Source organism: Arthrobacter sp. Y3221048 (genome assembly GCF_059092685.1).
In genome coordinates, this window is sequence record NZ_JBNHHX010000004.1 from 231301 (window position 1) to 250963 (window position 19663).

Consider the following 19663-nt stretch of genomic DNA (forward strand, 5'->3'; position numbering starts at 1 on the left):
GTACTAGGAACGGTCCTTTTCCCGTCGCCATCGGTTGGCGTGACGGTACAGGTAATAAAGCGCCAGCACGATGCCGATCGCTAGGAACGTGCCGGCCAGCCACAGCGGACCGCCCAAATGGTGGGTCACCCGTGCCGCCACTGAGAACGTGGCAATGGAGCCGAGTGCAAAGGCAAGGAAGGAACGACGATGAGATCTGCCGCTACCTCTTCGGGCAGCAGATCTCATCGCTTCGCCAATCGCGCGTCCGACTGCATGTTGTCCCCTCAGGCCAGTCGCCCGCCGTCGTACTCTGCCTGCCGATGGGAAGTCAACACGATTTTCACCGGCGGGTGGTGTTGGAGAGGGTGCCGATGCCCTCGATCTCGACCTCGAAGCGCTGGCCGGATTCGATGGTGCCGACGCCGGCGGGGGTGCCGGTCATGATGACGTCGCCCGGCAGCAGGGTGAACGCCTGGGAGGCGTACGACACCAGTTCCTTGACACCCCAGATCATCTGCGACGTGTTCCCGTCCTGCTTCAGCTCGCCGTCGAGCCGGCCGCGGATGGCCAGGTTTTCGGTGTCCAGTTCGGTCTCGATCCACGGGCCGAGCGGGGCGGAACCGTCGAAGCCCTTGGCGCGTGCCCATTGGTTGTCGGTGCGCTGCGCGTCGCGGGCGGTCAGGTCGTTGCCGCAGGTGTAGCCGAAGATGACCTCGTCCACGCGCTCTACCGGGACGTCCTTGCAGATCCGGCCGATGATCACGCAGAGCTCGGCCTCGTAGGAGACTTCGTCGGAGAATTCGGGCAGGACGAGCGGTTCGTTGGGACCGATGACCGAGGTGTTGGGCTTGAGGAACATCAGCGGGGCGGCCGGCGTCTCGTTGCCCATTTCCTGGATGTGGTCTGCATAGTTCCGGCCGATGCCGATCACCTTGCTGCGCGGAATGATCGGGGCGAGCAGCCGCACGTCCTCGAGCTTGTGTTGGGCACCGGTGGGCTGGATGCCGTTGAAGAACGGGTCGCCGGCGATGACGGTGACCTGCTCGCTCCCCTCCTCGCCTTCGACGATGCCGTACTGGGGGTCGGATTCAAGGACAAAACGGGCTATGCGCATGGGTTTAGCCTACTGGTTTCCGGCCCGTGGATTTCAAACGGGACTAGTCCACACCTGCACCGCTCAGCCGCGCAGGTAGTCGAGCTGGGCGGCGACGGAGGATTCGGCGGCGAGGCGGACGGCGGGGTCGATGTCGGCGTAGACGTGGTCGGTGACAGCATCGATGGACGCGTCGGCGCCGAGGTGCTCCAGGGCGGCGCGGATCTGGTCCAGGCGCAGGTGGCGGTGGCTGGCGTACTCGCGGCAGATGGCAGCCAGGTCCGGGAGCGTGCCGCCGTGCGCCGGCAATACCTTCGTCGGACCGAGGAGTTCCAGTCGGGCCAGCGAATCCAGGTACGGGCCGAGCCTGCCGTCCGGGTAGGCGATGATGGTGGTGCCGCGGCCCAGGATGGTGTCGCCGGTGAGCACCGAGCCGTGTGGTCCGTCGTCGGGAAGATGGAAGCTCACCGAATCCGCCGTGTGGCCCGGAGTGGCCAGCACACGGATCTCGACGCCGCCCGCCCGAATCACCTCGCCGTCCCGCAGCGGTTCGCCGCCATGACAAAGTGCTTCGTCCAGGGCACGCACCGGGGCGCCGGTCAGTTCATGGAAGCGTTCGCTCGCTTCGGTGTGGTCGATGTGGTGGTGGGTGATCAGGACCAGTTCCACCTCTCCCGCCGCCGCCAGCTCGGCCAAATGTTCCTCGTCCAGCGGCCCGGGATCGACAACGACCGCTCCCCTGTTCCCCGGGGCGGCGATCATGTAGGACTGGGTGCCGTCCAAACTCATCGGCCCCGGGTTGGGGGCCAGCCGGTACCGGGTCAGCTCACTGCTGCGGACAAAGGAGGGATTCTGTTCAGCGGTCACAGGATTCATCCTCGCACTCCCCGCCCGGAGCCGCAGGTTGGCGGCGCGTGGCGGCAGGCACCGCCGCCGACCTTTTCGCCACGCAGGAAGGCATCCGTTCACATTTGCCCGCGCGTACCGGTGGTCTGACGTTGTTCGCTAGGCTAGGCACCTGCAGTCCGGCCAACGGCGGCCGGACAAGGGTTGGGCGATGCACACATCTTCCAGCCGGATGGGGGGATCGGTGCTGGAAAAAGTTGATTCGACATACGACGTGCAGCTGGGCGGGGATGGCCTCCTGGTGCTGACTATCCGACGCGGCCTCAGCGTCGGTGCAGAGCTCGCGCAGCACATTGTCGACCACCTCTTCGACGTGGCCGGAGACCGGGAAGTGGCGGTGCTGTTAAAAATGGCCGGCGTGCGCTGGGTGACCCCGGAGGCGCGAATGATCGCCGATACCTTTACGCCGGCCGTCGCCTTGGCAGTGCTCGGCAACGGGGCGGTGGACCGGGTGCTTGCCAGCTTCTTTGTGCGCATCTTCGCCAACGATGATTTCCCGGCCCGCTATTTCGACGACGAGGCTGAGGCGCGGGCGTGGCTGGCGGCGCATGCCGGACGCACTGCCACCGTGCAGATGGAATAAGTCCGAGCGGTCGTGGGGTTGCCCTTGGTGGAACCATTGCAGCTGCACGAAAAGGAAAAACTCCATGGCGGATACCAAGAACACCACGTCCCTGGCCGACTTGCTGGCCGAATACGACGTGGCCGAGCACGACCATGCGGTGGCCGAGCGCAACAGCGGGATGCAGCACATCCACAACCACGCCAACGGGGACATCGTGTGGTTCCCCACCTGGCAGAAAAACCGCGAGACCACCGACTGGGAAACCGCCGTCCAGGAGTTCACCGCGGAGTTTGAGGCTGCCGCCGAGGGCGGTGCAGATGCCGCCGCAGCATCGGCGCTGGCGTCCTCGCGGCTGCAGACCCTGCTGGAACAGGCGGCGGACGCCCCGGACGCCAACGTGTTCATTCGCGAGAACCTGGCCCGCTTCCTGTCGGAGACCTGGGCGCTCGGCGACGCGTACGCGCTGAAGAGCGGGAAGGGCCTCCCGGGGCCGGCGTCGCCGTCCGCGATCTTCGCTTCCTTCCCCTACGAGGTCTACGCGCGCGACGGCGGCAGCTTCGCCACCGCTCTGTGGAACGATCTGGTGGATGCCCGGAAGAACCGGATTGCCGCCGAAGAGGCCGAGCGCAAGGCGCTGAAGCCGGTCTCCAAGAAGGCCCGGAAGGCTGCCGAGCGCAAGGCAGCGGCCCGGAAGCGGTAGCGGCGGCGGGGCGGCCCCGGAAAGGCGGGCCCGCCGTCGTCATCCTGCGTCAAAGGAACAACAGGAGCAGGACCACCAGCGGCAGGACCGACTGGGCCAGCGCACTCTGCCACAGGCGGGGCGCGGAGACCCGGGGCGGGTAAGTGGTCAGGCCAGGCGGGTGAGCCAGCCCCGCGAGTCCTCCACGGCGCCGGTCTGGATGCCGAGCAGCTCCTGGCGGATGGACATGGACACGTCGCCGGACCCGGCGCTCGGGGAGGCGATGCTCCAGCCGTCGGCCTTCAGCTCGCCGATCGGGGTGATCACGGCTGCCGTGCCGCAGGCGAAGGCCTCGGTGATGTCCCCCGCCGCCACGCCGTCGCGCCATTCATCGATGGTGATCTTGCGTTCCTGCACGTCCAGGCCGCGGTCCTTGGCCAGCTCGATCACCGAGGAACGGGTGACGCCGTGCAGGATGTGGCCGTTCAGTTCCGGAGTGACCAGGCTGCCGTCCTTGAAGACGAAGAACACGTTCATCCCGCCGAGCTCTTCGATGGCGTTGTCGTTGAACTTGTCCAGGAACAGCACCTGCTGGCAGCCGTTGGCTTCGGCTTCCAGCTGCGCGGCCAGGGACGCGGCGTAGTTGCCGCCGCACTTGGCCTCGCCGGTACCGCCTTCGCCGGCGCGGGAGTAGCGGTCGGAGAGCCAGATGGACACCGGCTTGAGCTCGCCGCCGAAGTAGTTGCCGGCCGGCGAGGCGATCACGCGGTAGGAGACCTCGTGGGCGGGGCGCACGCCCAGAAACGCCTCGGTGGCGATCATGAACGGGCGCAGGTACAGTGCTTCGCCGTCGCCGGAGGGAACCCACGCCTTGTCGGTGGTGACCAGCTGGCGCAGGGACTCGATGAAGGTTTCCTCCGGCAGCTCCGGAAGGGCCAGCCGGCGCGCCGACGTGTTCAAGCGGGCGGCGTTGGCCTCGGCCCGGAAGGTCCAGACGGATCCGTCCTCGTGCTTGTAGGCCTTCAGGCCCTCGAAAATCTCCTGGCCGTAGTGCAGCACCGCGGCGGCCGGATCCATCATGATGGGCCCGTACGGCTCAATCCGCGCATTCGACCAGCTGCCCTTGCCGTCGGCGCCGACCTTGTAGTCGACGACGGCCGTGTGGTCCGTGAAGTGCTTGCCGAAGCCCGGGTTCGCCAAGATGGCGGCGCGCTCCTCGGCACTCTTCGGACGGTCCGAGAGCTGCTGGGTGAATTCGAGGGTTTCAGTCATGGTTCCTCCGCGGTGAGGGCACGCCCTTGTGCGTCAAATAATGATTTTGGTTAGTAACCGTTAACTACCCTACTGCCAAAGCGGCGGTGATGGCATCGCCGATTTGGGCAGTGGCGCGGGGGGCACTCCCCCGGGCAGCGACGTCGCGCTCCACCGCCTGTTGCACGCGGGCCGCCGCGACCGCCAGGCCCAGGTGCTCCAGCAGCAGGGCCACGGACAGGATGGCCGCCGTGGGGTCGGCCTTCTGCTGGCCGGCTATGTCCGGGGCCGAGCCGTGGACCGGCTCGAACATGGACGGGGCGGTGCGGTCCATGTTGATATTGCCCGACGCCGCCAGGCCGATGCCGCCGGTGATCGCGGCGGCCAGGTCGGTGATGATGTCGCCGAACAGGTTGTCGGTGACGATCACGTCGAAGCGGGCCGGGTCCGTGACCATGAAGATGGTGGCCGCGTCGATGTGCAGGTAGTCGACGGCGACGTCCGGGAACTCGGCGCCGACCGCCTCCACGGTGCGCCGCCACAGGTGCCCGGCATGGACCAGCACGTTGTGCTTGTGTACCAGGGTGAGTTTCTTGCGGCGTGCCGACGCGCGGCGGAAGGCGTCCCGGACCACGCGCTCCACGCCGTGGGCGGTGTTGACCGAGACCTCGGTGGCGATTTCGTGCGGTGTGCCCACGCGCAGGGCGCCGCCGTTGCCCACGTAGGGCCCTTCGGTTCCTTCGCGGACGACGACGAAGTCCACCTCGCCCGGGTTCGCCAGCGGGCTGGGGACGCCGGGCAGCAGCTTGGCCGGGCGCAGGTTCACGTAGTGGTCGAGGGAGAAGCGCAGCTTGAGCAGCATCTCCCGCTCGATGACGCCGGACGGGATCCGGGTGTCGCCGGGGGCAGCGCCGACGGCGCCGAACAGGATCGCGTCATGCTTGCGGAGCCGCTGCAGTGTTTCCTCGGGCAGGGTCTCGCCGGTGGCCAGCCAGTGCTCGGCGCCCAGCGGGTACTCGGTCAGGTCGAAGGTGGTCCCGCCGTCGGCAGTGGCCGCCTTGAGGACCTTCACCGCCTCCGCCACGACTTCCGGCCCGATGCCGTCGCCGGGAATGACTGCCAGGGAAAATGCCTTCGCTGCTGCGCTCATGGCTTCAAGTTTAGGAAACCGTTCCACATTCTGGGCAAACCGTCCCAAAATGTGAACACAGCGCGCGGGAACCTCAGACCTGGGCATGACGCGGGCCGCCTCGCCCGCAGCATAGAGTTTTCCGTCATGGGCATGCACCACACCGTCTACCGCTGGCTCCAAGCCAACACCGGCAAGGTCGACCTGATCCTGATGCTGGCGGCGTTCGCCGTCCTGCCGCTGTCCTACGTGGCCATGGGCAGCATGGCGCCGTTCATCCTCTCCGCCCTCCTGATCATCCCCCTCGCCTGGCGGCGGACCCGTCCGTGGCAATCGGGCGTGGCCATGGCCGTTGCCGCGCTGCTCAACGTCGCGTTCCTGGCCGAGCCTGTTCCGGCCCATATTTTTGTCCTGGCGACGGTGTACTCGCTGGCAGCCTACGGACCGCGGTGGGCGAGCCTGGGCGGACTGGTGCTGGCGCTGCTCGGCGGTGCCCTGTATGTGGTGCGGTACATGATCACCTCTCCGCTCACCGCAGGCACCGCCCCGTTCTACCTGCTCGCGCTCGTGGCGATCGATGCCGTGGTGCTGGTCTGCTGGACCTTCGGCGACCTGGTGCGGAACCGCCGGCTCACGGTGCAGGCACTCGAGGACCGGGCCCGCCGGCTGGAGGTGGAGCGGCAGCAGGAACGGGACCTGGCCGCCGCCGACGAGCGGAGCCACATTGCCCGCGAAATGCACGATATTGTGGCGCACTCGCTCTCGGTGATCATCACGCAGGCCGACGGCGCCCGGTACGCCAGCGCGCAGAACCCGGCGGTGGCCACGGAAACCCTGGCGACCATTGCGGACACCGGCCGGACCTCGCTGGGGGACATGCGCCGGCTGCTGGGGGTGCTGCGCGGGGATGAGGTCGCGTCGACCCGGCCGCTGCCGACGTTGGCCGATGTGGAGACCCTCGTGGAAACCGTCCGGCGCTCCGGGCTCACCGTGCAACTGGAACAGGCCGGCGGGCCGCGGCGCCCGATGCCGGCCGGCGCCGAGCTGACCGCCTACCGGGTGGTGCAGGAAGGCCTGACCAACGTCCTCAAGCATGCCGGCCCGGAGGCCTCCGCACAGGTCCGTCTGCACTGGACCGCCCGCGGGCTCAGGCTGCAAATTGACGACGACGGCCGGGGAACCGCCGCCGATCCTGCCACCGCCTGCAGCCGGCAGGGCCTGACGGGAATGGCCGAACGGCTGGCGCTCTACGATGGAACCGTGGAGGCCGGCCCGCGCACCGGCGGCGGATTCCGCGTCCGCGCCTTCATCCCCTACACCGAAACCTGAGCCCTCGCACGCCCGCCGAGCGACCGCGCTCCCGCTGAAACCGTCTTAGGCCGGCTTGCCGGGCCGCCGACCCAGAAAGACCCCGATGACCGACTCCCCTATCCGCGTTGCTCTGGTGGACGACCAGAAGCTGGTCCGCGGCGGCTTCAAAATGCTGATCAACTCCCAACCGGACCTCGACGTGGTGGCCGAGGCAGGCGATGGGCGCGAGGCGGTGAGCGCGCTCGCGAAGGTGCACGCCGACGTCGCACTCATGGATGTACGGATGCCGGGCATGGACGGGATTGAGGCGACCACCAGGCTGCTCGAGACCGCCGCAGCGCAGCCGAACGGTTCGGACCGGGCGGAGCTGAAGGTGGTGGTGCTGACCACGTTCGACCTGGACGAATACGCGTTGGCCGCCATCCAGGCCGGGGCCAGTGGATTTTTGCTCAAGGACGCGCCGCCGGAGGAGCTGCTGGAAGCCATCCGCACCGTCTACCGGGGGGACGCCGTCATAGCCCCGTCGACCACGCGGCGGCTGTTGGACCACGTGGCACCGCTGCTGCGCACTCCCGGTCCGTCCCTCAGCCGCAACCACCAGGCCGTCGAATCACTCACCGCCCGGGAACGCGAGGTGTTCACGCTGATCGCCCGGGGGCTGTCCAACCCGGAGATCGCCGCCGGACTGTTCCTATCGGAGGCCACGGTGAAGACCCACGTGGGGCACATCCTCGCCAAGCTGAACGCCCGCGACAGGGTGCAGGCCGTGCTGATCGCCTACGAAACCGGGGTAGTGGCGCCATAATCCAGTCAGGCCCGGGCTGGGCCACTGAGGGTGCTTTCATTTAAACGTTTTAATGGACCCGGCGGGAGACGATGATATCGTTCCACCTGCGGACGCGGTCTCATAGTGCACGGATAAGCAGGCCCGTCCGTCTCAGCCAATCAATGAGCGCTATTGGGGAATACGTGGCCACAGTAAGAAGACAAACGCTACTCGTTTGCAGTGCAGCCTTGGTCGGTGTCCTGTCAGTTGCTGGACTCGCCGTAGGGTTCCTCAATACGTGGCTCCCGCTAATCATTGTGTCAGCTGCCCTTACCGCGTTCATCGGCGCCGTAGGTGGAGCAATGGCCTACCGGCGCTTGATTCGAACCGTCCGCCAGACCCGCCTGGCCACACAGCGACTGGAGCGGGACGTATCGAAAATCATTTCTGGCGTGGAGCAAATACGCAAACCAATTCTCACCTCTGGCCAACTGCACCTCGGCGCAACGGAATGGTGGGCCGCAAGCGGTCCGCTAAATTCTCAGAACTTGGCCGCCCGGCTGGTCAAGATGCGCTCCCTCGATGGCCGGGATATTCTCGCCCGCATGGCAACCCACGGGCGTTGGACCTGGTCCGATGTGGAAAGGGGGCTTGAGAGCTTCCGCTATGGTGGGCGCCCGGCACATGCTATCTCCTCTCATTTCATGGAATCCGATCCGACTCGTCTGGCTCAACTCGCCGACGTATGCTACCGACAGAATCTCCGTCCGCTGGACCTCCTCGACGCCGCTACTCTTTATGAGTTCGTCTTGACCAAATCCGGTGCAGGCGCGTTCATCGGAAAGAAGCGGGCAGAGTTCTTCGTTGATGCCCTCACGGCTACGGGCCAACGGGACAAAGCGCGACGGGCGCTTTACCTGGCGGAGCCAGGTTTGAAGCAGAAGAACGATACCCACCTGTTCCGCGCCAATCTGGACCACCCAGCGAACGGATCCCCCGAGGATGTTTGGCTGGAGCGGATTAACGATGTGTTCCGCAGCGAGGGGCTCGCAGAGATACATTTGCGTCCCGGAGATGAGCCAGCTTTCCTGCGACTGGCGACTTCAGCCATACCACCGGTAGAGCAAGGCCCCTTGGTGTCAATTGTTATGCCCGTCTTCCGCCCGGATGAAGCCACCGATACCGCTATCGCTTCTGCCGTGGCCCAGTCTTATAAGACCATCGAAATCATCATCGTTGATGACGGATCGGGTGAAGAGTTCCACCCGAGGCTGAAGAGGTGGGAAAGCCTCGATCCTCGCATCAAGGTGATTTGCAATCCAGTGAACTCCGGAGCATACACGTCAAGAAACATCGGCTACGAGGCCAGCAGCGGTAAGTACCTCACGGTGTTTGACGGGGATGACTGGCAGCATCCGCAGAAAATTGAACGCCTTGTTGAAACGGCAGAGGAATCAGATGGCCAGGCCTTGGTTACTGCCCTGTGGGCCCGGGTAAACGAGGACCTTGTGTTCCAATACCGTGGTTGGCGCGGTGCATACATCACGCCTGCCCATGTTTCCGCGCTCTTCCCAGTTGAAACGATCAAGCAAAAACTGGGCTACTGGGACTCTGTCCGAAAGGCTGCAGACACGGAATTCCTGCTTCGCTACAAAAAGTTCGTCTCAGACGCAGAGGAACTGATAGCTAGTGACGCCCCGCTGACGCTCTCGCTCGTCAACGCCAATAACCTCTCTATCGAAGACTTCAGGCTGGGGTTTCGGGCACCCAACCGCGTGAGCTACAGGCAGGCCTATGAGCACTGGCACGACAAAATTCAGGCTGGCGATGCAACGCCCTATATGCCTTTCCCGCAGAAATCGCGTTTGTTCCCGGCGCCAGCCGGCCTCCTTCCTGCTCGGAGCGGCTCCATCGATGTAGATGTTGTCCTGATCGCCGACTTCGCGGCTCCCGGGGCTACACAGATCGACCTTCGGCAACATGTGCAAGCACTCTCCGACGATTACCGCATTGGTGTGATACACATGCCGAATTTGTTCAGCGCACAGGGGCCGGGCACCTCTTACGAGGAAAGCTGGCTGGATGACATCGAACAGGGGCGGCTTCTCCGATTGGAGATTACAGATGCAGTTACCGCAAAGTCAGTCTTCGTTTACGATCCGACAGCCTTCCAGTACACGTCAGCACTCCCCTCCGGCCTTCGCACAGAGAATATGTTCGTGTTTGCACGCACGGCACCGATCGACGCGGAGCTTGGCGCGTACAAGTACGAGGTCGCTACGGTGTCCGAACGCCTAAACGACATGTTTGGAGTACGGCCCATATGGATTCCGGGCAGCAGTCAAGTCCGAAACCAGATTTCACGGAACCTGCCCCCGGGCGATATAGCTACCGTCGAGCTTTCGGAACAAGGCGCCCCGTTCAGCGCCACGCTTGTCGAAGCCTTTGCCCGTCGCGCTGAAGACAGTCTTGAGGTGCATTCCATTGCAGAGTGATCTACCAAACTCAGGCAGTGGTGTGCTGCCAACGTCCATAGAGCGCCTCTACTTCGACTTGGACGGTGTTGAGCAATTGCCGGAGCCTTTTGAATTCACTATTGACCAGGGCGCCGACAAGTTGCCGATTCGCGGATTGTACGAGGCCAGACCCCACAAGACCTTGATCGTGGTGATGCACGGCGCGCTTCTCCGCTATAAGTACAAGCTCCCGAGATACGAGTGGCGCAGCACCATGAGCGGATTCCAAGCGGGACTTTTGTTCTTCACCGATACCACTCTCATGTTGAACGGCGAGATGGAGCTTGGCTGGTACGTAGGGACAGAGACCCACGATCTGCATAGAGACATCGCGCAAGTAGTACAGTCAGTTGCGGCCTCTGGCGGCTACGAGCATATCCTCGTTGCCGGCGCCAGTGGAGGCGGCTACGCGTCATTGGCTATCTCGCGACTGATTCCGGGCTCGCTTGCGGTTCCGTTCTCCCCGCAGACCAGAATCCGAAAGTATGGGGTGGCACACCAGCAGCGCTTCCGTCGTGCAGCTTTCCCGGGTTACGAAAACATGGAAGCTGTCGAGTGGAAATATCCACGCCGCGTCAGCCAAATCTCTGCCTACCGGTCCGGCACAACCAACTATGTCTACTACGTTCAGAACTGCCGCGACGAATCGCATGTAACGAATCACTACAAACCGTTCGCGGAAGCATTGGGCGTTGATTCAGCCGTAGGGGGACCGAACGCCGACGGCAATGTGTACTTTGCCTTGAGAGTGCTGCAACCCGGTCATCATCCGCCGTCCCGAAAGCGGTTCAAGGAAGAAATCGTCAACGCCCACGAGCGGTACTTTGGAGCGACCCTCGGGATCGAGCCTGCGGCCCCGGTGCCATCCCAGGCTGGGGCACCGTCCACCGAGCCGCCGGCTGTTCGCGGTCCAGCAGCGGACGCAACACCAGTTTCGCAGCTTGTGGAGGAATCCCAGGGCAGAGAATTGCCGCATTTTGGCACGGCCTTGCGCAGGAGAGCGAGTCGGGTTGCGCGCTTCCTTAAGCGTCTCACTGGTTATCGGCTCTCTACGCGTTTCCAGCGCAAGCCCTAGACCTTTGGCACGTACGTTTATCTCAGAAGCTATTGTCAGATTTTCCAGACTCGAAGGGTACTCATTTCAATGTTCGTTTCGTCCTCAGACGTACCCCCCGCAGCGTCGGCGCTGCTTTATCGCAACGGCTTCGTGATCTCGTCCGCTGACTCCAACTCTCACGATTTTCGAACGTGGATAGCCGAGACGCTTGGCAGTTACAGGGTTCGTCTCCATCCGGACGCCGCGTACACAAAGCAAGTGTCCGGCGGCATGACGGGCCTGCTCATCGGTCTGGCTTTCGACCCAGAAGAAGAAGTCTACGAAGAAGACCAGGTACTCAAATCGCTCCTGGATGCTTACGGGAGGGACGAAGCCTTCGGCGCGGTCTTGAACCGTTTGGCCGGCCGCTTCGTGGTCGCGCTATCCGATGGAACCAATACCGATATCTACCACGACGCGATGGGGGCACGCTCCGTCTTCTACTCCACACGTGGGGCGACTGTAGTGGCATCGCACGCGGAAATAGTCGCCGAGTACGCCGGGTCCGGCATTGCCGACTTTTTTATTCCCTTCATCACCTCGCGAAATTACATGGTGCGCGATGTCAAGTATCTCCCGGGGTTGGCTACGCCTTATGAGCATGTCCGCCACCTCTCGCCGAACACCCGGCTGCGGATGCAAACCGGAGAGGTCAAGCGCTACTGGCCGATCGCTGAACCCGAAGGCGTAACAACCCACGACGAGGCCGTCGCAGCCTTAGTCCAACACCTCCAGGGCTTGAACGCATATGTAGTGAAGTCCGGACGCAGACCAGTCGTCGGATTGACCGCTGGGACGGACAGCCGCGGGGTATTTGCAGCGACTCATAATGCCGATCCATTTCTCTTCACTTTCGTGCGCAGCGCCGATGGCACAGCCACTATCTCAGATGATGTCCGTGGCGCCCGAGCGATAGCAGATGCATACGGACTGGACGCCGCCGTTTGGCCCATCCCCAATAGGCTGGGGCTGAATGCAGCGGCTGACGCATTTTCGTACGCCTTTCGGCGTTCGACCGCGTACTATCGGGGCGTAGGGTCGGCGTGGCTCAGGCTCCTGCTCGGCATGGAGTTCGACTACGGAAAGTCTGTATTCATCCGCGGTTTCGGCGGCGAAATAATGCGTGGCTTCTATCAGAACACTAGGAATCGCATCGCAAAGGTCAATCCTTACCAACTGTCTGACGCGTTCGATGTTAACGCTGGATCAACGGTGACTCGTTCGTGCTTCGCAGAAATGATCGACGTTACCGGCATGGATTCTCCTGCCGTAACCGCCTACGATCCGAACGACATCTTCTACTGGGAACACCGGATGGGAACCTGGGGTGCCATATCGATGGCGGAAGCTGATCTCGCCAATGCCTCCATAGTTGGCTATGACTCACGCAACCTCTATGCAAAGTTCATGAGGCTTCCCCAGGAACAGCGCAATCAACGTACCGCTTTCAACGAGGCAACGCTCAAGCTCGCGCCGAAGCTTCCGGCTGCGGCGTAGCCTTCGCACGGATAGCGGGCAGGTATCCCGGGGGTCGACTCCCCTATCCTTTGCCCTGATGGACGACCAGCACCTGGTCAGCGGTGGCTTTAAGACGCTGACCAACTCCCAACTCGACCTTAAAGCGGTGGCCGAGGCAGGCGATAGGCGCGAAGCGGTGAGCACGCTCGCGAAGGTGCGCGCCGACGTCGTACACGTGGATGTGCGGATGCAAGCCCGCGGCCCCACCCCTAGATGGGGGGGCGGGGGGCGGGGGCGGTTGGCTGCTCGAGCCGGGCGGCGGGTTTGGGGCGGCACAAACGGGTGAACGACAACTCCCGAGTTGAAAGAACAGGACCGCCGGCTTGACTTGGATTCCCTTCCGGCCGTGCGGCGGAACCGGCCGCGGCCCACTGCAGAAGCCGGCGCCGAAAAGCATCTGCCCCTGGTGCGGCTGCGCTTCCCCGGGGCCTTGCCAACCATTAATAAGCATGCTTAGGTTAAATCGTTAAGGGCTGCGGGGATCATGCCCCAACACGGGCACCGGACCCTCCAACCCGGAACCTCCAGAGACATCGGACGAATCCTAAGGAGACACCATGCTCGCCCAAGAACAAATAGATGGCCTGCTCAACCGCGGCGGAAACGTCGTCACGAACGACGGGGACAAAATAGGCTCCATCGGGCAGATCTATGCCGATGACGACAGCGGCCGGCCCACCTGGGTCACGGCCAAGACCGGCCTGTTCGGCTCCTCGGAATCGTTCGTCCCGCTCGAAGCCGCGCGCATCGAAGGTAACGACATCGTGGTCCCCTACACCAAGGACCAGATCAAGGACGCCCCGCGGGTTGACGTGGACGGCTACCTTGAGCCCGCCGAGGAGGACCGGCTCTACGAGCACTACCAGCTGGGCGGCGGCCGGACTTACACCGACGCCACGAGCGGCCGGGACACCGACTACAGCACCACCGGCACCGGCACCACTACCGGCACCACCGGACAATACGGCACCGACGATGCCCGGGGCACGTACACCGAGGACGCACCGGGCACGGTGGGCCGGGACACCTCCGGGCCCACTACCGATGACGCCATGACCCGCTCCGAGGAGCGGCTGCATGTCGGCACCGAGCGGCAGGCGACCGGCCGGGCCAGGCTGCGCAAGTACGTCACCACCGAAAATGTCACCACGACCGTTCCGGTCCAGCGCGAGGAAGTCCGCATCGAACGCGAACCGATCACCGACGCCAACCGCGGTGACGCCATGGCCGGCCCCGATCTGAGCGATGAGGAACACGAGGTCACGCTCCACGAGGAACGGCCGGTTGTGGAGAAGGAGACCGTCCCGGTGGAACGGGTCCGGCTCGAGAAGGACACCGTCACCGACGAGGTCAGGGTCGACGAAGAGGTCCGTAAGGAAAACATCGAGACCGACGGCACCGACAACGACACCCGTCGCCGCTAGCCCAGGGCTGGCCGACGCGAAAGGCCGGGGCAGGGAGCACTCCCGCCCCGGCCTTTCGCTCGCCCGGGCGGGGCAGGGAGCACTCCTGCCTGCGGCAGCCCCGTTCCTTAGCGCTGGGAACGCGAGACGTTTTCATCGCCTCAGGGCTGTCCGGTCAGGAGATAGCAACTGTTCCCGTCCGATGCAACAGTCCGTCCGACGGCGTGCTTACAACTTGCCGTCGGCGAAGGAACCGAAGATCTTGCGGGTCTTGGCATCCATCGGCAGCATGTACTGGCCGTCGGCGCTGTAGCCGAATCCGGGCTCGGGGACTTCGCGCCCAACCTTGGCCGGATCGGTCTTGTAGACCCAGGCGCCCAGCGTCAGCGCCTGCTCCGCGCTCAGGTTGGTCTCGACCAGCGGATTCGCGGCGGAGAGCAGGTCGACCAGCCCGGCCGGGCCGTTCATTTTGGCCAAGGCTGCGAATCCCAGCAGCAGCACACCCTGGTGCGCGGAGCGCCCGAAGTCGCCGTTTCGCAGGGTTTTCCGCTCCCGGGCATAGTCCAGCGCGGTCTCCCCGTCGAGCTTGCTCTTCCCCGCCTTGACGTCAAGCACCGGGATAGGGGCGTTGACGGTGACGCCGCCTATGTCATCGACCAGGCCCTCGAAGCCCTTGAATCCGGTGAGGATGTAGCCCTCCAGCTTCAGGCCGGTCACGTCCGACACCACCTTCTGCTGCGCCTTGGGTCCGCCCCGCATCATGGCCGCGTTGATCTTTGCCTGCCCGCCGCCCGGCATGTCCACCCAGAGGTCACGCGGAATGCCCAGGATGCCTCCTCCGCCCTTGCCGTCCACGCCGATCACCTGAAGGGCATCGGCCCGCGCTTCCCGGACCTTCTCGCCCTTACTCTTCTGGGCGTCGGAGCCGATGATCAGGACGTGGCGCTTGCCGCCCAAAACGGTTTTGTCGACGTCGAGCGACGGCCACCAGCCACCCACCGCCGTCCAGGTTCCCTCCTTGGCGACGGCGAGGGTCACGTCGTCGCCGGAGGTCAGGACGGCCATGTCCTGTCCGTTCCATTCGCCGGTCGCGGCCTTGACAGTGGTCTTGGCTTCGACCGTGGTCCGGTCGGCGAGCGCACCGGCCGTCATCTTGTTGGCTGCGACGTCGCCGCCCTCGTAGATGGCCGTCGCCAGTTTGGCCAGGGCTTCGGGCATATCGCCCGTCTCCACCATGCTGGGGCTGGGAATTGCCGAATGCAGCGGGCGGGCCACCTCGTCCTTCGGCGCGCAGCCGGTCAGGAGGAGCAGGGATACGAGCGGGAGCGCGGCGAGGCGGGCGAGTTTCATGGCTTTATGTTCCCGCTTACGCGGCTGCTGCGCAAAGGTTTCACCTCATGACGACCGTGTCCAAGCCAACCCAGCCCTTCTCGTCGGGCCGGCGCTCTCCACCCTGGGTATGAGCGGGCGGCCGGCGGAGACCAGACCTGCGGCCGATCCGCGGAAGGCGCGGCCTCCATAGCGTAAGGGTATGACTACCAGTATTGAGCAATCACTCGCCGGCGCCGCGCCGGGCGGCGCCACCTCGGCCGCCGCGACGCGCGGCCTGAACAAGACCTACGGCACCGGGGATACCCGCGTGCACGCGCTCAAGGACGTGGACGCCAGCTTCGAGGCCGGCAAGTTCACCGCGATCATGGGTCCGTCGGGCTCGGGCAAGTCCACGCTGATGCACTGCCTGGCCGGGCTGGACACCGCCGATTCCGGCAACATCTGGATCGGCGGGACCGAGGTCACCTCCCTGAACGACTCCCAGTTGACCAAGCTGCGCCGCGAGCGCGTGGGCTTTGTGTTCCAGGCCTTCAACCTGGTGCCCACCCTGACCGCGGAGCAGAACATTACGCTGCCGATCTCCCTGGCCAACGGCTCGGTGGACCGGGAGTGGTTCGGCTATGTCACCTCAACGCTCGGGTTGACGGACCGGCTGGCCCATCGCCCGCACGAGCTCTCCGGCGGTCAGCAGCAGCGGGTCGCCGTGGCGCGGGCGCTCCTGACGCGCCCCGACGTCGTGTTCGGCGACGAGCCCACCGGCAACTTGGACTCGAAGGTGGGCGCGGAGGTGCTCTCGCTGCTGCGCAGGTCCTGCCAGGAGATGGGCCAGTCCATCATCATGGTCACGCACGACCCGGTGGCCGCCTCCTACGCGGACCGCGTGGTGCTGATGAACGACGGTGCGCTGGTGGGCGAACTCGACCGGCCCGACACCGACGCGATCCTGGCCGCCCTGGCCAAGCTGGGGGCCTGAGCCATGCTGCAGGTAGCGCTCGCACAGGTGCGGCAGCACGCGCGGCGGTTCATCGCCGTCGGGCTGGCCGTGGTGATGGCGGTGGGGTTCCTGACCGCCACGCTGATGGTCAACGCGTCCACCGAAGCCTCGCTGGGCAACAGCATCGGCGCCGGTTTCCGGAACGCCGACCTGGTGGTCTCCGGCCCGCCGGACCGGCCGCTTGATGCGGCGGCCGTTGAGGCCGTCGCCGCCACCGAGGGCATCGGCGAGGTGTACGCGCAGGGGATGGCGCCGGTCGCGTTCGGATCCCCGGCCGACGCCGGCTACGGGGTAGCGCAGAACACTGCCCCCGACGGACTGGACAACCTGGAGCTGCTCGAAGGCGCCCTTCCGGCGGGCGGCGAGGTCGCGGTGGACGCCGGGACTGCCGAGAAGCAGGGTCTGGCGGTCGGCGACACCCTGGAGCTGGCGCCCGCCGCCGGGATGGTCGCCGCCGAGGACATCGCCGCTGCGGGCACCGGCCTGATCGTTTCCGGGATCGTCAAGCCGTCCAAGGACCCGTTCATGATGGGCCAGCCTCAGTTCTTCGCCGGTGGCCCCCTGGTGCGGCAGCTGGCCGGCGAGGCCGGACCGCAGCTGCACAACATCCAGCTGGATCTGGCCTCGGGCGCCGAGGCGGACGCGGTGCAGGACTCCGTCGCCGCGGCACTGGCGGAGGCCGGCTTCGGCGACGCCACCGTAAACACGGCCGCGGAGCAGACCAAGGCCGTGGTGGCCGGACTGACCGGCGGCAGCGACCAGCTGACCATCGTGCTGTTGGCGTTCGCGCTGGTGGCCCTGCTGGTTTCGGCGCTGGTGGTAGCCAACACCTTCTCGGTCCTCATCGCCCAGCGGACCCGCGAGCTGGCGCTGCTGCGCTGCATCGGTGCCGACCGCGGGCAGATCCGGAACTCGGTGCTGGCGGAGGCGCTGCTGGTCGGCGTCGGAGCCTCCCTGCTGGGCGTGCTGGGTGCGGTGGCCCTGATGGCCGGCGTCATCGCCGTGCTGCAGGGGCAACCTGACACCGAGTTCGCCGCGCTGGCCGTGCCGCCGTCGGCCATCGCCGTCGGCCTCGCGGTGGGCATCCTGATGACCGTGCTGGCCGCCCTTGCTCCGGCCCGTGCCGCCACCCGGGTGGCACCGCTGGCCGCCCTGCGTCCGGCCGACGAGGCCCGCGCCGGCAACCGCAAGGGCAAGGTCCGGCTCGCGATCGGCGCCGCCCTCACGGTGGGCGGCGCCGCCCTGCTGGCCCTCGGAGCGATGACCGCGAACCTGCTGATCGCGCTGCCCGGCGGCATGCTCTCCTTCATCGGCCTGCTGCTGTGCGCCACCCTGTTCGTGCCGCCGCTGGTCACCGCCGTCGGCGCGCTGGCGAGGCCGGCGGGAGTGCCGGGCAAGCTGGCCGCTGTGAACGCGGTGCGCAACCCGGGGCGGACCTCCGCCACGGCCACCGCGCTGCTGATCGGCGTCACGCTGGTGGCGATGATGATGACCGGGGCGCAGACCGCCCGGACCGCGTTCGACACCCAGCTGGGCGCGGAGTATCCGGTGGACCTGGCGGTCGGAAACCTCACGCTCGGCGGGGAACCGCTGGACGCCTCCGCCGCGGCCACCGCGGCCGCCTACGACGGCGTTGCTGCCGCCGGCCTGGTCACGAACGGCGGTTTTGCCGACGTGCACGGCCAGCGGACGGGCGTGTACCAGCTGGCGCCGGAGCACATGGGCCTGCTGCAGGACGGCTCGCTGGAGCTGGACGGGAACACCGTGCTGATGCCGCAGGGCTCGGGCCTGGAGACGTTGACCGTGACCGGCAGCCGTGGGTCGAAGGAACTGACCGTGATGGAGGCCGGCAGCCGCACGCTGCCGCCGTTGATCTCCGCCGCCGTGGCCGCCGAGATCGGCGTGCCCGAGCCGACCGCCGCCGACTCCCCGGACTACTACTCCGCGCTGCCGCAGCTGTGGGTGTCCGTGGACCGGGACCTGGACGCGGGGGCGCTCCTGGAACTGCGGACCGAGCTGGCCGCCGGGCTCGACGTGGACGAGTATCAGGTTTCCGGTGCCGCCGTGGAGCGTGCCGCGTTCAACCAGGTGATCGACGTGCTGCTGCTGGTCGTCACCGGGCTACTGGCGGTGGCGGTGCTGATCGCGCTGGTGGGTGTGGCCAACACGCTCTCGCTCTCCGTGCTGGAGCGCACGCAGGAATCCTCGCTGCTGCGCGCGCTCGGGCTGACCAAATCGCAGTTGCGCGGGATGCTGGCGCTCGAGGCCGTGCTGATCGCCGGCGTCGCCGCGCTGATCGGATCGGCACTCGGCGCGGTCTACGGCTGGCTGGGGGCGCAGTCGTCGCTCGGGGCGTTCGCCACCGTGGTGCCGGACGTCCCGTGGCTGCAGCTGCTCGGGGTGCTGGCCGTGGCCGTGGTGGCCGGGCTTCTCGCCTCCGTGATGCCAGCCCGCCGGGCCGCCCGCCTCTCCCCCGTGGAAGGCCTGGCGACGGTCTAGCCGGGACGGCGCGTCTCCCCCTGTGGAAGGTCAGGCGACCGTCTGACCGGGACGCCGCCGTCGTACCCTCATCGGGGAGTCCAGCGGGTGCCCTTCCCGCGGTGCAGCACCGCGGGAGGGCACCCGCTGACTGCTATTCGGCAGCGTTCCTCCGGCATGCGTCGGCCGGCTCACCTTGGCCTCCGGCATCCGCCGGCCGGCGCCTATTTGGCCCATTCGGTCTGCATCTGGGCGACGGGATGGATATTCACCATCTTTACGCCGTCCGCGGTGGTGGCCGTGAACTCGTGCCAGGCGTACGCCGGGATGACGATCACGGTTTCCGCGCCCGCATGGCCTGACTGGCCGTCGATCCTGAAGTCGATCTCGCCGTCGAGCAGTACGAAGATTTCCTCGTAGGGATGGCGGTGGCGTTCGGCACCGCGCGAGTTCACGAAGAAGGACGCGTGGGCGCCGTGTTCGCTGCCATGGAAGACGGCGGCTCCCGATGCGGGACGCAGGCTGGCAAGGGACAGGGCCTTGTAGGTCATCGGAGCGGCCTTCCGGTCGGCGGGTAGCGGACACTCTACCGACCGCGTGCCCACAGGCCTAGGGAAGAGCAAATCGGCGGCCCGCTCCCCCGC

General features: G+C 65.8%; 17 protein-coding genes. 10 read left to right on the top strand and 7 right to left on the bottom strand.

Annotated features, from left to right (window positions below; translation table 11 throughout):
- Positions 1-3: 3 nt before the first annotated feature.
- The 3 genes from AC5RVS_RS13600 to AC5RVS_RS13610 form a co-directional block, all read right to left on the bottom strand.
- Positions 4-129 carry a hypothetical protein gene (locus AC5RVS_RS13600; protein WP_494108544.1) on the bottom strand — a complete coding sequence of 42 codons (126 nt, stop codon included), beginning with the start codon at positions 127-129 and terminating at the stop codon, positions 4-6.
- Positions 130-322: 193 nt separating this feature from the next.
- Entirely contained in the window at positions 323-1096 is a 774-nt protein-coding gene (locus AC5RVS_RS13605) for a fumarylacetoacetate hydrolase family protein (RefSeq protein ID WP_494108545.1), read from the bottom strand.
- Positions 1097-1159: 63 nt separating this feature from the next.
- Positions 1160-1951, bottom strand: coding sequence for an MBL fold metallo-hydrolase (locus tag AC5RVS_RS13610; RefSeq protein WP_494108546.1), 792 nt, complete (start codon positions 1949-1951; stop codon positions 1160-1162).
- A gap of 181 nt (positions 1952-2132) precedes the next feature.
- On the opposite strand from AC5RVS_RS13610, the gene AC5RVS_RS13615 reads away from it, so the two are divergent.
- Positions 2133-2564, top strand: a complete 432-nt coding sequence (locus AC5RVS_RS13615) for a DUF7793 family protein (RefSeq protein ID WP_494108547.1) — start codon at positions 2133-2135, stop codon at positions 2562-2564.
- A gap of 64 nt (positions 2565-2628) precedes the next feature.
- Complete coding sequence (locus AC5RVS_RS13620; protein ID WP_494108548.1) at positions 2629-3246, top strand: hypothetical protein; 618 nt, start codon at positions 2629-2631, stop codon at positions 3244-3246.
- 147 nt (positions 3247-3393) lie between these two features.
- On the opposite strand, the gene AC5RVS_RS13625 is transcribed toward AC5RVS_RS13620, so the two are convergent.
- Both AC5RVS_RS13625 and AC5RVS_RS13630 read right to left on the bottom strand, forming a co-directional pair.
- Positions 3394-4497 carry a branched-chain amino acid aminotransferase gene (locus tag AC5RVS_RS13625; protein WP_494108549.1) on the bottom strand — a complete coding sequence of 368 codons (1104 nt, stop codon included), beginning with the start codon at positions 4495-4497 and terminating at the stop codon, positions 3394-3396.
- A gap of 64 nt (positions 4498-4561) precedes the next feature.
- A complete protein-coding gene (locus AC5RVS_RS13630) occupies positions 4562-5626 on the bottom strand; it encodes a 3-isopropylmalate dehydrogenase (protein WP_494108550.1) in 1065 nt (354 codons plus the stop codon).
- A gap of 126 nt (positions 5627-5752) precedes the next feature.
- Here AC5RVS_RS13630 and AC5RVS_RS13635 point away from each other — a divergent pair, with 126 nt between their 5' ends.
- The 6 genes from AC5RVS_RS13635 to AC5RVS_RS13660 all read left to right on the top strand — a co-directional run bounded on the left by AC5RVS_RS13635 (position 5753) and on the right by AC5RVS_RS13660 (position 14236).
- Positions 5753-6934 (top strand): sensor histidine kinase, encoded by a 1182-nt coding sequence (locus tag AC5RVS_RS13635; protein ID WP_494108551.1) that lies wholly within the window; start codon positions 5753-5755, stop codon positions 6932-6934.
- 85 nt (positions 6935-7019) lie between these two features.
- Positions 7020-7721: a response regulator gene (locus AC5RVS_RS13640; RefSeq protein ID WP_494108552.1), complete on the top strand. Its 702-nt coding sequence runs from the start codon at positions 7020-7022 to the stop codon at positions 7719-7721.
- A 323-nt stretch (positions 7722-8044) separates the two neighbouring features.
- Positions 8045-10177, top strand: coding sequence for a glycosyltransferase family 2 protein (locus tag AC5RVS_RS13645; RefSeq protein ID WP_494108553.1), 2133 nt, complete (start codon positions 8045-8047; stop codon positions 10175-10177).
- On the top strand, positions 10167-11273 hold the full coding sequence (locus AC5RVS_RS13650) for a hypothetical protein (RefSeq protein WP_494108554.1): 1107 nt from the start codon (positions 10167-10169) through the stop codon (positions 11271-11273). Before AC5RVS_RS13645 ends, AC5RVS_RS13650 begins: the two co-directional genes overlap by 11 nt.
- A gap of 69 nt (positions 11274-11342) precedes the next feature.
- Positions 11343-12791 (top strand): hypothetical protein, encoded by a 1449-nt coding sequence (locus AC5RVS_RS13655; protein WP_494108555.1) that lies wholly within the window; start codon positions 11343-11345, stop codon positions 12789-12791.
- A gap of 578 nt (positions 12792-13369) precedes the next feature.
- A complete protein-coding gene (locus tag AC5RVS_RS13660) occupies positions 13370-14236 on the top strand; it encodes a DUF2382 domain-containing protein (protein ID WP_494108556.1) in 867 nt (288 codons plus the stop codon).
- 207 nt (positions 14237-14443) lie between these two features.
- Here AC5RVS_RS13660 and AC5RVS_RS13665 read toward each other — a convergent pair whose 3' ends face one another.
- On the bottom strand, positions 14444-15565 hold the full coding sequence (locus tag AC5RVS_RS13665; protein WP_494108557.1) for an LCP family protein: 1122 nt from the start codon (positions 15563-15565) through the stop codon (positions 14444-14446).
- A gap of 181 nt (positions 15566-15746) precedes the next feature.
- Between AC5RVS_RS13665 and AC5RVS_RS13670 the strand changes: the two genes are divergently transcribed.
- Together AC5RVS_RS13670 and AC5RVS_RS13675 are read left to right on the top strand one after the other, a co-directional pair.
- Complete coding sequence (locus AC5RVS_RS13670) at positions 15747-16520, top strand: ABC transporter ATP-binding protein (RefSeq protein ID WP_494108558.1); 774 nt, start codon at positions 15747-15749, stop codon at positions 16518-16520.
- Positions 16521-16523: 3 nt separating this feature from the next.
- Entirely contained in the window at positions 16524-19040 is a 2517-nt protein-coding gene (locus tag AC5RVS_RS13675; protein WP_494108559.1) for an ABC transporter permease, read from the top strand.
- Positions 19041-19243: 203 nt separating this feature from the next.
- On the opposite strand, the gene AC5RVS_RS13680 is transcribed toward AC5RVS_RS13675, so the two are convergent.
- On the bottom strand, positions 19244-19570 hold the full coding sequence (locus tag AC5RVS_RS13680; RefSeq protein WP_494108560.1) for a cupin domain-containing protein: 327 nt from the start codon (positions 19568-19570) through the stop codon (positions 19244-19246).
- Positions 19571-19663 lie beyond the last annotated feature (93 nt).

What these genes read in the sequence shown, in the direction of transcription:
- AC5RVS_RS13605 (WP_494108545.1), bottom strand. Translation starts at nt 1,096, where the DNA reads ATGCGCATAGCCCGTTTTGTCCTTGAATCCGACCCCCAGTACGGCATC.
- AC5RVS_RS13610 (WP_494108546.1), bottom strand. Translation starts at nt 1,951, where the DNA reads ATGAATCCTGTGACCGCTGAACAGAATCCCTCCTTTGTCCGCAGCAGT.
- AC5RVS_RS13615 (WP_494108547.1), top strand. Translation starts at nt 2,133, where the DNA reads ATGCACACATCTTCCAGCCGGATGGGGGGATCGGTGCTGGAAAAAGTT.
- AC5RVS_RS13620 (WP_494108548.1), top strand. Translation starts at nt 2,629, where the DNA reads ATGGCGGATACCAAGAACACCACGTCCCTGGCCGACTTGCTGGCCGAA.
- AC5RVS_RS13625 (WP_494108549.1), bottom strand. Translation starts at nt 4,497, where the DNA reads ATGACTGAAACCCTCGAATTCACCCAGCAGCTCTCGGACCGTCCGAAG.
- AC5RVS_RS13630 (WP_494108550.1), bottom strand. Translation starts at nt 5,626, where the DNA reads ATGAGCGCAGCAGCGAAGGCATTTTCCCTGGCAGTCATTCCCGGCGAC.
- AC5RVS_RS13635 (WP_494108551.1), top strand. Translation starts at nt 5,753, where the DNA reads ATGGGCATGCACCACACCGTCTACCGCTGGCTCCAAGCCAACACCGGC.
- AC5RVS_RS13640 (WP_494108552.1), top strand. Translation starts at nt 7,020, where the DNA reads ATGACCGACTCCCCTATCCGCGTTGCTCTGGTGGACGACCAGAAGCTG.
- AC5RVS_RS13645 (WP_494108553.1), top strand. Translation starts at nt 8,045, where the DNA reads ATGGCCTACCGGCGCTTGATTCGAACCGTCCGCCAGACCCGCCTGGCC.
- AC5RVS_RS13655 (WP_494108555.1), top strand. Translation starts at nt 11,343, where the DNA reads ATGTTCGTTTCGTCCTCAGACGTACCCCCCGCAGCGTCGGCGCTGCTT.
- AC5RVS_RS13660 (WP_494108556.1), top strand. Translation starts at nt 13,370, where the DNA reads ATGCTCGCCCAAGAACAAATAGATGGCCTGCTCAACCGCGGCGGAAAC.
- AC5RVS_RS13665 (WP_494108557.1), bottom strand. Translation starts at nt 15,565, where the DNA reads ATGAAACTCGCCCGCCTCGCCGCGCTCCCGCTCGTATCCCTGCTCCTC.
- AC5RVS_RS13670 (WP_494108558.1), top strand. Translation starts at nt 15,747, where the DNA reads ATGACTACCAGTATTGAGCAATCACTCGCCGGCGCCGCGCCGGGCGGC.
- AC5RVS_RS13675 (WP_494108559.1), top strand. Translation starts at nt 16,524, where the DNA reads ATGCTGCAGGTAGCGCTCGCACAGGTGCGGCAGCACGCGCGGCGGTTC.
- AC5RVS_RS13680 (WP_494108560.1), bottom strand. Translation starts at nt 19,570, where the DNA reads ATGACCTACAAGGCCCTGTCCCTTGCCAGCCTGCGTCCCGCATCGGGA.